The organism is Buchnera aphidicola (Chaitophorus sp. 3695), from assembly GCF_964058985.1.
Classification (GTDB): domain Bacteria; phylum Pseudomonadota; class Gammaproteobacteria; order Enterobacterales; family Enterobacteriaceae; genus Buchnera_J; species Buchnera_J aphidicola_BQ.
In genome coordinates this window covers 371,768-383,997 of sequence record NZ_OZ060379.1, presented here as the reverse complement: position 1 = coordinate 383,997, position 12,230 = coordinate 371,768, and the positions used below count along the sequence as shown (strand labels likewise).

The window sequence follows — 12,230 nt, the reverse complement described above, 5'->3', positions numbered from 1 at the left end:
TATTTTTAAAATTTAATATTTATTTATATTGTATTGTATTTTAGCTTTAGAACGTAAGGATTCTAATATTAATGTTATTAACAATTTCTGATTTTTAATTTTATATTTTGTATAAATTCTATTTATTTCATTTTTTTTTAATTTAATATAATATTTTTTGTATAGTTTTAATATTACCCATTTATTGTTGTAATTTGTTACTTTGATATAAATAGGTTTTTTATACATATACTTTTTATTAAATTTTTTTATTAACATTAAAGAATTTCTGTTTTTATTTTTTATGAGAAATTTTTTTTTATCAAACAAAATATTTTTTAAATTAAGATTTTTATATGATTTTTGATTTAAATCTTTTTCAAGTTTTTCAATTTTTTTAAATGCTTGAATTTTTGACTTTTTTATTTTAATTAAATCTATAATTTTTTTTTTTATTTTATATAGAGGTTTTATAGTATTGTTTTGATAATCTAGGATTTGTATAAATATATTTTTATTTTTATCAAAAAACCTATAATTTAAAATTTTGTTTTTATTTTTTTTTGTAAATTTGATGTTTTTAAAAAAAAATTTAATATTTTTTAGATTTATATCTTTAGGAATAGAATTTATTGTAAACCAATCAGTTATTATAGGTTTTTTATCTATATTTTTTGTTAATAAATTAAAATATTGGGTATTATTAATAGACATTGAATTAATTTTTTGAATTAATTTTTTATAATTTTCTTTTTTTATCTGATTTTTTAAATTTTTTTTAATATTATGTTTAATTTGATCAATATTTTTATTTTTATATTTTTTAATGTCATCTAGTCGAAATATTATAAATTGATTTTTAAATTTAATAATTTGAGATATTTGATTAATTTTTTTTAAATTTATTTTATTTATAATTTTTAAAAGTTCTGTATTTTTAATCCAACTTAAATGTAAATTTTTTATACAATTATTATTATTCAAGAAAATTTTTTTAAGATTAAATGTTTTGTTTTTATGATTTTTAATTTTTTTTAATTCTAGTATAGCTTTTTTTTTATTATTAAAATTTATAAAACTAATTTCTTTATTTTGTATAATAGAATATTTTTTTATATTATTTTGAAATTCTTTTAAAATATCTGATTTTTTAATTTTTTGATTTGGTTTTAAAAACGGAATAATTTTTAAAAATTTTATTCGAAATTTTTTTTGATAAGTAAAAAATTTTTTATATGTATTATAAAAGTTATTTATTTCTTGTTCAGTATATGTTTGTTTAGAAATATTTTTTTTAAAATTTATAATATATTTTTTACATAATATTCTTTCCTGGTTTAAATTTTTTAAAAATATTTTGTCTTTTTTAAAGAGATTTTCTGAATTTATAATATCATTAAAAAAAAATTTTTCATTTATTTTATTACCTATAACTTCTAAATATTCATTTTCATTAAAGTTAATTTTATTTAAAAATTGATGATATAAATTTGAATCAAATTTATTATTTTTTTTGAAGAGATCTATTTTCATAATTAAATTTTTAGTATTTTTTTGATCATTTTTGATATCATTTTTTTCAATATAATCTTTTATTAAATATTTATTTATTAAGTTAGATAAAATATTTTTATATAAATTTTTGATATATATTTTATTTTTTAACATATCATATGTGTTATTCATAGATTTTTTTTCTAATAATAATATATTATATTCAAATATTTTTTGAATTTGATTTACTTCAATTATTTTATTATTAACTTTAATTAACCATAATTTATCATTATTATTTCTAGTATAGAAATTATTTTTATAATAATTTTTTAAATTTACCATAAAAACAGATGTTAATAAAGTTATTATAATTATACTTAAAATTATTTTTTTAAACCATTTATTACTTTTCAAATTCATTATTTTAATCCTTTAATAAAATATTTAAATTTTAATTATTAACATTATTATTAATTTTTTTAAAAAAATTTTTAAATTTATTTATAAGGATTGTTTTGTAAAGCATATTGGAATACTTCTGTAATATTTTTAACTAAATGTATTTTCATTTCAGAAAGAATTTTTTTTGGAAGTTTTTTTAACTGTCTATGATTATCTTTTGGAATAATAGCTTTTTTTATTCCTTCTCGATGAGCAGCTAATAGTTTTTCTTTTAATCCACCAATAGCTAATACATTTCCATTTAGAGTAATTTCTCCTGTCATAGCCATATTAGCTTTAGCAGGATTTTTTGTTAAAGAAGAAGCTAAACATGTACATATTGCAATTCCTGCACTAGGTCCATCTTTTGGAATCGCACCTTCTGGAATATGAACGTGTATATCTTTTTTTTCAAAAAAATCATCAGATATTTTAAGTTTTTTAGCTTGAGTTCTAATTACAGTCATAGAAGCATAAATAGATTCTTTCATTATTTTTCCTAAATATCCAGTTAGAAATAATTTTCCTTTTCCATTTATACAAGAAGTTTCTATTTGTATAGTTTCTCCACCACAGTCAGTCCAAGCTAATCCTGTTACTTGACCGATCTGATTGACAAAATTTTTTCTATCTGTTGTAAATTTTTTAATACCTAGATATTTATTTAGGTTTTTTTTATTAATTTCTATTTTTTTTATTTTTTTATCTAATAATATTTTTTTTACTACTTTTCTAAATATTTTTGCAATATTTTTTTCTAAACTTCGCACTCCAGATTCACGTGTATATGATCGAATAATTTCTAAAATAGTAGAATTATTAATAATAATTTCATTATTTTTTAATGCATTTTCTTTTATTTGCTTTGGTTTTAAATAAGAATTATATATTTTAATTTTTTCATCTTCTGTATATCCTGGTAATGTAATTATTTCCATTCGATCTAATAATGGATCAGATATATTAAATGAGTTTGCTGTTGCAATAAATAAAACTTCTGATAGATCATAATTTACTTCTAAATAATGATCATTAAATGCAAAATTTTGTTCAGGATCTAAGACTTCTAGTAAAGCAGATTCTGCATCACATCGTGCATCATAAGACATTTTATCAATTTCATCTAATAAAAATAATGGATTTTTAACTCCAGATTTTGAAATATTTTGTATAATTTTACCAGGCATAGATCCAATGTATGTTCTTCTATGACCTCTAATTTCAGCTTCATCTTTAATTCCTCCTAATGACATTCTGATATATTTTCTTCCTGTAGCTTCTGCTATAGATTCTGCTAATGATGTTTTTCCTACTCCTGGAGGTCCTACTAAACATAAAATTGGTCCTTTGATTTTATTTGTTCTTTTTTGTACTGCTAAATATTCTAATATTCTATCTTTAACTTTTTTTAATCCATAATGATTAGAATTTAATATATTACGTGCACTAGAAACATTTTTTTTAACTGTAGTGCGTTTACTCCAAGGAATTTTTATCATCCATTCAATATAACTTCTTACTACAGTAGTTTCAGAAGACATATATGGCATAAATTTCAATCTATTTAATTCTTTTTGAATTTCTTTTTTAATATCTTTTGGTATTTTAGATGATTTAATTTTTTTTTTAAAACTAGAATATTCATTTAAATCTGGATTTTTTTTTCCTAATTCTTTTTGTATAGCTTTAATTTGTTCATTAAGATAGTATTCTTTTTGATTTGTTTCCATCTGATTTTTAATTCTATTTCTAATTTTTTTTTCTATAGTAAATAATTCTATTTCAGATTCAATAATAATCATTAATGTTTCTAATCTTTTTTTAATATCTATATTTTCTAATATTTCTTGTTTTTTATGTAATTTAGATGGAATATGTGTAGCAATAATGTCTATTAATTTTTCTAAATTTTTAATTTTTTTTAATGAATTTAATAAATCAGAAGAAATTTTTGTATTAAATTTAGAATAAGTTTCAAATTGATTAATTAATGTTCTTTTTAATGCTTTATTTTTTTTATTACAGGAATCTTTAGAAAGAATAATTTCAACTTTTCCTAAAAAATTATTTTCTTTATCGCCTAGTTCAATTATTTTAGCTCTTTTTAATCCTTCTATTAATATTTTTACTGTTCCATCTGGTAATTTTAATAACTGTAAGATATTTGATATAGTTCCTATTTTATATAGATCTTTTATATTTGGTTTATTTTTAGAATGTTTTTTTTGAGTTACTAACATAATTTTTTTATCTTTTTTAACTGCGTTTTCAATATATTGAATAGATTTTTTACGCCCTACAAATAATGGCACTACCATATGAGGATATATTATTGTATCTCTTAATGGTAGAATATTTATTTCTACATATTTTGATTTGGTTTTATTCATAAAATTCTCTTTTTTAATATATTTAAAAAAATTATTTTGAAATAACTATTTTTTAAAATTTTTTTTTAATATTTAATTTAAAAATTAGTAATTATAATTTTATAAATTTTTATTTATATTATTATAATAACAACTTTATTTATTTGTTTTTAATAAAATTTTTGGAGCATGATTTTGAGTAATTGTAGATTCATTAATAATTACTTTATCTACATTAGCAATAGATGGTAAATTATACATTGTTTCTAGTAAAATATTTTCTAATATTGATCTTAATCCACGAGCTCCAGATTTTTTTAAAATAGATTTTTCAGCTATTTTTTCAATAGAATTTTTACAAAATTTTAATTTAACTCCTTCTATTTGAAAAAGTGTTTGATATTGCTTAATTAAAGAATTTTTTGGTTGATATAAAATTTTTATTAATTCTGATTTATTTAAATGATTTAATGTTGTTATAATTGGTAATCTTCCTATAAATTCTGGAATCAATCCAAATTTTATTAAATCTTGTGATTCTAATTTTTTTAAATTATTTATTTTAATTTGTGTATGATGTGATTTATTTTTTTTTTGAAATCCTATATTTGATTGTTTGTTTAATCTATGAGAAATAATTTTTTCTAATCCTAAAAATGTTCCTCCGCATATAAATAAAATTTTAGATGTATCTATTTGAATACATTCTTGTTGAGGATGTTTTCTTCCACCTTGAGGAGGAATACATGCAATTGTTCCTTCTATAATTTTTAAAAGAGATTGTTGTACACCTTCACCAGATACATCACGTGTAATAGATAAATTATTTGATTTCTTAGATATTTTATCTATTTCATCTATATAGATAATTCCAGATTCAGCTTTTTGTACGTTATAATCGCATTTTTGTAATAATCTTTGAATAATATTTTCTACATCTTCACCAACGTATCCTGCTTCTGTTAAAGTAGTTGCATCAGATATTGAAAATGGAACGTTTAATGATTTAGCTAAAGTTTCTGCTAATAAAGTTTTTCCACTTCCAGTAGGTCCTATAATTAGGATATTACTTTTTCCTAATTCAATCATTTTTTTATTTGTATTTATTTCTATAGTATGTAATTTTTTATAATGATTATGTACAGCAACTGATAATACTTTTTTTGCATGTTTTTGTCCAATAACATAATCATCTAATTTTTTTTTAATTTGACGAGGTGTAGGTACATCTTTATATTTTTTAAAAAAATATTGGTTTTTTAAATTTTCTTCATGCAAAATATTATTACATAAATAAATACATTGATCACATATATATGCTTTTGTTCCAGCTATAATTTTTTTTACCTCTTTTTGGCTTTTTTTACAAAAAGAACAAAATAATTTTTTATTTTTTTTTTTGTCTTGATCCATAATTATTATCTCTATGATTAAAAAATTTCTTTATGTTTTAAAATATTACTTTAAATCTTGATGCGAATTTTTTTTATTTTTTAAGATAGAATCTATTATGCCATATTTTAATGCTTTTTTAGCTGAGAGAAAATAATCTCTTTCAGTATCTTTTTCTATTTCTTTTATATTTTTATTTGTATTATGAGACAATATTTTATTAATATTTTTTTTTACTTTATCTATCTCTTTTGCGTGTATTTGAATATCAGAAGCTTGTCCTTGAAACCCTCCTAAAGGTTGATGTATCATAATTCTAGAATTAGGTAAGCTAAATCTTTTTCCTTTTTTTCCAGAAGATAAAATTAATGCAGCCATAGAAGACGCTTGTCCTAAACAGACTGTATTTACATCTGGTTTTATAAATTTAATAGTATCATATATAGATAAACCTGAAGAAACAATTCCTCCTGGTGAATTGATATATAAAAATATATCTTGTTTAGAATTTTCAGATTCTAAAAATAAAAGTTGTGCAATAATGAGATTAGATAAATTATCATCAATTGATCCTGTTAAAAATATTATTCTATCTCTTAATAAACGAGAATATATATCAAATGATTTTTCTCCAAGATAATTTTTTTCAATTACTATAGGTATTATATTTTGATTATTTCTTATTGAAAAATTTTTTTCATATACCACGTGATAATCCTTTTAAAATTATTAAATTTTTAAAAAAAATTTATAAATAATTATTTTTGTTTTTTTTTAAAGCGTTTTTGAAGTCTATTTTTTTATTTTTTATAACTACATTTTTGAAAATAAAATTAAATGCTTTTTCTTGTAATAAAAAATTTTTAATATGTTGTATAATAATTTTTTTATTAACTACAGTATTTTTTTGTTTGTCTTTTAAAAAGTCTTCTGATGTACTTTTAAATATTTTTTTTATTAATTTTTGACTTATAGATAAAGATTTTTTATGAATAATTTTTTTAATTAAAATATCTATTATAGATTTTTTTTGAGAAGCTTTATGAATATTTTTATTATACAATTTTTCGAAAATGTTTTTATTTTTTTTATATTGAGATAAAAATGTTTCTTTATATTTAAATATATTTTTTTTTATAATTGGAGTTATTTTATTGTTTTTTTTAAGATATTTTTTTATTTTTTTTATTTTAATCCATTTTTTAATAAATTGTTTTTTTAAATATTCTCTTGTTATTTTTTTTGATTCTTCTTGCATTTGTATGTAAATATTTTTTTTTAATTCTTCTATATTTTTCTCGATAAAACCAAATTTTTTGAATTTTTTAAAATTTATTTTTTTGATTTTTTTTTCTTGAACATTAATAATTTTTATTAGAATAGTTGTTTTTTTTCCAGCAATTTTTTTTTCTGGATGATATTTAGAAAAATCTATGTTTAAAGTGATTTGATCTCCTATCTTTTTTTCAATTACAGCATAAAAAATTTTTCTTAATAAAAAATTTTTATTCATAAATATTAAAAAATTTTCTTTTTCTAAAATATTTATATTATGATTTTTTAATTTTAAGTAATAATTAATAGTCACTTTATCATTTTTTTTAATTGCTGTATTTTTTACTTTCCAGTTTGAAATATTTTTTTGAAAATTTAATATAACTTGATTGATATTTTCTTCAGATATATATATATTTAAATTATATAAAGTGATTAATTTAAATTGTTGTATTAATTTGTCTAAAATAACATCAAATTTTATTGTATAATTAAAATCGGTTCCTGGAGTGTATTTTCCGAAGGAATATTTAATATTTTTGTAATTTTGAATATTTTTTTTTTGAATAAGTTGAATAAAATTTTTATGTATTATTTTTTTTAAAATTTTATTAAAAATATTATTTTTATAACGTTCCTCAATAATTTTTTTTGGTACTTTTCCTTTACGAAATCCATTTATTACAATTTTTTTTTGTAAATCTAATAATTTTTTATTAATTTTTTTTTCTATATCAGATGTAGAAATAATATATTTTTTTTGGATAGAAGTGATATTTTTTTTTTTGATTAAGATAGAATTCATTTTTTTCTCGATTTCAATAAATTTTAATAAATTTTTAATAATATAATTTATGAAATTATTTTTTACATTTTACAGAATATATTTTTTTTTTTGATTTTTTTATCCATTCTATTGGAGTATATGTAAAAATTTCTATTCCATGTATTATTTTTTTTAATTCTTTAGATAAAATATTATAAATTATTTGATGTCTTCTTAATATATTTATTTTAAAAAAATTTTGAGCAACAATAATGATTTTAAAATGAGAGTTATTATTTTTTAATTTTGGATGCATAAAACTTATATTATATATTTTTAAATAACTAACCTGAATGGTTTTTTTTATTTTTTTTTCTATTAAATTTATCATATTTAGTATTTTTTTTTATTTATAAAAATTTTTTATTTTTAGTTGTACATATAAAATAAAATAATTTAGTTTAAAATTTTTTATTTATATAGTATATAAATTATTTTTTAATTTAAAATAAATTTATTAAGATAATATTATAATGTTTATAAAAATTTTTAGTATTTTTTAATTTTTTAAATATCTATTTATTTTAATAAGTTAAAAAATTATATTATAAAATAGTTTAAAATTTTAATTTTATAAAATATAAATTTTATTTAAATGGTTTGAGGTTTTAAGTATGAATTTTGATGAATTTAAAAAATCTTTAGTATTTTTTTTATCATTTTTATTAATTGGATGTCGTGGAGGCATTATTTCTCCTAAAGGCCAAATAGCTTTAGAGCAAAAAAAATTAATTATTATTGCATTTTTAATAATGTTAATTATAGTGATACCAGTAATTTTTATGACTATTTTTTTTTCTATAAAATATTATCATAAATATAAAAATTCTATGTATAATCCTAATTGGAATCATTCCTATATTATTGAATTTTTTTCTTGGGGTATTCCTATAGCTATTATTTTATTTTTATCTGTTTTGTCATGGAATAAAACACATGATTTAGATCCTAAAAAATCTATTTATATAAATAACTTAAAACCTTTAAAAATATATGTATTATCTACAAACTGGAAATGGATATTTATATATCCTCAACAAAAAATTATTACAATAAACAAATTAATTATTCCTAATAATATCCCAATCAAGTTTTATATAACTTCTAATACAGTTATGAATTCTTTTTTTATTCCATCTTTAGGAAGTCAGATATATTCTATGCCAGGAATGATTACAAATTTAAATTTAATTTCAAATATTTCTGGTTTATATAAAGGAATTTCTTCAAATTATAGTGGAAAAAAATTTTCTGATATGAAATTTAATGTGTTTTCTGTATCTAATCATGATTTTTTTTATTCATGGATTAATAAAGTACATAAAAAATGCAAAATAGTTTCAAGTTTTAATAATCTTAATAATTTTTATAAAATTAATCATGTAAATTTTTTTTATTTTACAGATATGAAATTTATAAAAGATATTATGAATATAAAATAGTTATTTAATAAAATTTATTTTATAAAATTTAGGAAAACATTATATGTTTGGAAAATTATCATGGGCAGATATACCTTTTCATGAACCAATTATTTTAATTACATATATTTTTATTTTTTTAACTACAATATTTATTGTATCTGGGATTACGTATTTTAAAAAATGGAAGTATTTATGGAACCATTGGTTTACTACTGTAGATCATAAAAAAATTGCTATAATGTATATAATATTATCTTTCATAATGTTATTTCGAGGTTTTGTTGATGCTATTATGATGAGAATTCAACAATATTTAGCTTCTTTTGAGAATCCCGTTGGATTTTTACCATCTTATCATTATGATCAAATATTTACTGCTCATGGCGTTATTATGATTTTTTTTGTAGCAATGCCATTAATTATTGGTTTGATGAATTTTGTTGTACCTTTACAAATTGGTGCTCGTGATTTAGCATTTCCATTTTTAAATAATTTAAGTTTTTGGATAACTGTAAGTGCAGTTATATTAATTAATTTATCTTTAGGAATAGGTGAATTTGCAAAAACAGGTTGGTTAGCATATCCTCCTTTATCTGAAATGCAATTTAGTCCAGGAGTTGGAGTAGATTATTGGATTTGGTGTTTACAAATTGCTGGTTTAGGAACTACTTTAACTGCAATTAATTTTTTAGTAACTATATTAAAGATGCGAGCTCCAGGAATGACAATGTTTAGAATGCCAGTTTTTACATGGACTGTTTTATGTTCTAATCTTTTAATTATTGCTTCTTTTCCAGTATTAACAGTAACTTTAACTTTATTAACTTTAGATCGATATTTAGGATTTCATTTTTTCACTAATGAATTAGGTGGAAATATGATGATGTATATTAATTTAATTTGGATTTGGGGACATCCTGAAGTTTATATTTTAGTACTTCCTGCTTTTGGTATTTTTTCTGAAATAGTATCTACATTTTCTAGAAAATCTTTATTTGGATATGTTTCATTAGTTTGGGCAACTTTAGTTATTACTGTTTTATCTTTTATAGTATGGTTACATCATTTTTTTACCATGGGAGCTGGAGCTAACGTAAATGCTTTTTTTGGAATTACTACAATGATTATTGCAGTACCTACTGGAGTAAAAATTTTTAATTGGTTGTTTACGATGTATAGAGGGCGTATTTATTTTCATTCTTGCATGTTATGGACTATTGGTTTCTTAATAACTTTTTCTATAGGAGGAATGGCTGGAGTATTATTATCTTTACCTCCGGCAGATTTTGTTTTGCATAATAGTTTATTTTTAGTTGCTCATTTTCATAATGTTATTATTGGAGGAGTGGTATTTGGTTGTTTTGCAGGAATTACATATTGGTTTCCTAAAGTTTTTGGATTTATATTAAATGAATTTTGGGGAAAAGTTTCTTTTTTCTTTTGGATTATAGGTTTTTTATTTGCTTTTATTCCATTATATTTTTTAGGATTTATGGGTATGACTCGTAGATTAAGTCAAAATATAGATTTTAATTTTCACTTTTTATTATCTATTGCTTGTATTGGAGTATTTTTAATTGGTTTAGGAATTATATCTCAGGTTATACAATTTATAGTTTCTATTGTACAACGTAAAAAAAATTTAGATGTTACAGGAGATCCTTGGAATGGAAGAACTTTAGAATGGAGTATATCTTCTCCAGTTCCAGATTATAATTTTTTTATTATACCAAAAGTATATGCTAGAGATATATTTTGGAAAATAAAAGAAAAAAATTCTTTTTTAAAAAATGATTTAAAAAATTTGTATAAATATAAAGATTTATATATTCCTCAAAATAATATATATGGAATTATTATTAGTTTATTTCTATTAATTTTAGGATTTTCTGCGGTATGGCATATTTGGTGGCTTTTCTTTTTTTCTATTATTAATGTTATTTTTATTTTTGTATATAAAAGTTTTTTTAAAGATAAAAAGAAACGTATTAAAAAGAAAATAATTAGAAAAATAGAAAATAATTATTATAAAAATTTAAATAAATAGAGTAAAAATTATGCTTAAAAATTTTTTAAATAACTTTTTTCCAAAAAAAAAAAATAATTTATCAGAAAAAGTTAAAGTTTGTCGAAAAACTATTTTTGGTTTTTGGATTTATATTATGAGTGATTGTATTATTTTTTCTACTATTTTTGCAGTTTATTTTGTAATGATTCATAATATTTCAAACGGTCCATCTGGAAAAGATTTTTTTAATTTAAAATTTGTTTTTTTAGAAACATTTTTTTTATTATTAAGTTCTTTATGTTTTAGTATAGCAATTAATTTTGTAAAAAAATGTAATTCGTTTATGGTAATGTTATTTCTATTTTTTGTATTTATATTAGGATTTTTTTTTATTACTATGGAAGTAATAGAATTTTTAAATCTATTTAAAAATAATTATCTTCCTAGTAGAAGTGGATTTCTTTCATCATTTTATACTTTATTATGGTTACATGGTTTTCATGTAATTTGTGGTTTATTTTGGATTATTTTAATGATTTTTCAAATTTATATTTTAGGAATAGACAAAATTGTTAGAACTAGAATTTTATGTTTAAGTATTTTTTGGCATTTTCTTGATATTATATGGATTTTTTTATTTACTTTTGTTTATTTATGTGGAGCAATACAATGATTTTAAATATTAAAAAAAAAAGTTTTTTTAAGACATCAATTTTTTTTTATATATTAGTTTTTATTTTATCTTTAATTTTATCTATTTTTCCTTTTTATATAGTAATTTATAATATATTTTCAAAAAATTATTTATATTTTTTTATTACATTATGTTGTTTTATACAAGTTTTAATGCATATATTATTTTTTTTACATCTAGATGATTTTAATAAAAACTATTGGAATTTTTTCTCCATAATATTTACATTAACCATTGTATCTATTATTTTAACTGGTTCTATATGGATTATGAGGAATATCAATCATTATGCAATATGTTTTTAAAAAATATGTAAAATTTTTTT

10 protein-coding genes are annotated in these 12,230 nt (G+C 18.8%); 4 read left to right on the top strand and 6 right to left on the bottom strand.

Annotation, left to right across the window (positions count from 1 at the left end):
* Positions 1–12: 12 nt before the first annotated feature.
* From AB4W58_RS01715 to AB4W58_RS01690, 6 genes are all read right to left on the bottom strand, one after another.
* Positions 13–1,896 carry a SurA N-terminal domain-containing protein gene (locus AB4W58_RS01715; RefSeq protein WP_367673967.1) on the bottom strand — a complete coding sequence of 628 codons (1,884 nt, stop codon included), beginning with the start codon at positions 1,894–1,896 and terminating at the stop codon, positions 13–15.
* A gap of 77 nt (positions 1,897–1,973) precedes the next feature.
* Positions 1,974–4,307, bottom strand: a complete 2,334-nt coding sequence (gene lon / locus AB4W58_RS01710) for an endopeptidase La (RefSeq protein ID WP_367673966.1) — start codon at positions 4,305–4,307, stop codon at positions 1,974–1,976.
* 135 nt (positions 4,308–4,442) lie between these two features.
* Positions 4,443–5,699 carry an ATP-dependent protease ATP-binding subunit ClpX gene (gene clpX, locus AB4W58_RS01705; RefSeq protein WP_367673965.1) on the bottom strand — a complete coding sequence of 419 codons (1,257 nt, stop codon included), beginning with the start codon at positions 5,697–5,699 and terminating at the stop codon, positions 4,443–4,445.
* 45 nt (positions 5,700–5,744) lie between these two features.
* Complete coding sequence (locus tag AB4W58_RS01700) at positions 5,745–6,386, bottom strand: ATP-dependent Clp protease proteolytic subunit (protein ID WP_367673964.1); 642 nt, start codon at positions 6,384–6,386, stop codon at positions 5,745–5,747.
* Positions 6,387–6,426: 40 nt separating this feature from the next.
* Positions 6,427–7,758, bottom strand: a complete 1,332-nt coding sequence (locus AB4W58_RS01695) for a trigger factor (protein WP_367673963.1) — start codon at positions 7,756–7,758, stop codon at positions 6,427–6,429.
* A 55-nt stretch (positions 7,759–7,813) separates the two neighbouring features.
* Positions 7,814–8,110 carry a BolA family protein gene (locus AB4W58_RS01690; RefSeq protein WP_367673962.1) on the bottom strand — a complete coding sequence of 99 codons (297 nt, stop codon included), beginning with the start codon at positions 8,108–8,110 and terminating at the stop codon, positions 7,814–7,816.
* 283 nt (positions 8,111–8,393) lie between these two features.
* On the opposite strand from AB4W58_RS01690, the gene cyoA reads away from it, so the two are divergent.
* Genes cyoA through AB4W58_RS01670 form a run of 4 tightly spaced genes read left to right on the top strand, consistent with a single transcriptional unit; the run spans position 8,394 to position 12,210 of the window.
* Positions 8,394–9,221: a ubiquinol oxidase subunit II gene (gene cyoA / locus AB4W58_RS01685; protein WP_367673961.1), complete on the top strand. Its 828-nt coding sequence runs from the start codon at positions 8,394–8,396 to the stop codon at positions 9,219–9,221.
* Positions 9,222–9,264: 43 nt separating this feature from the next.
* On the top strand, positions 9,265–11,250 hold the full coding sequence (cyoB, locus tag AB4W58_RS01680) for a cytochrome o ubiquinol oxidase subunit I (protein WP_367673960.1): 1,986 nt from the start codon (positions 9,265–9,267) through the stop codon (positions 11,248–11,250).
* A 10-nt stretch (positions 11,251–11,260) separates the two neighbouring features.
* Positions 11,261–11,884, top strand: a complete 624-nt coding sequence (locus AB4W58_RS01675; protein WP_367673959.1) for a cytochrome c oxidase subunit 3 — start codon at positions 11,261–11,263, stop codon at positions 11,882–11,884.
* On the top strand, positions 11,881–12,210 hold the full coding sequence (locus tag AB4W58_RS01670) for a cytochrome o ubiquinol/quinol oxidase subunit IV (protein WP_367673958.1): 330 nt from the start codon (positions 11,881–11,883) through the stop codon (positions 12,208–12,210). Before AB4W58_RS01675 ends, AB4W58_RS01670 begins: the two co-directional genes overlap by 4 nt.
* Positions 12,211–12,230: the final 20 nt, after the last annotated feature.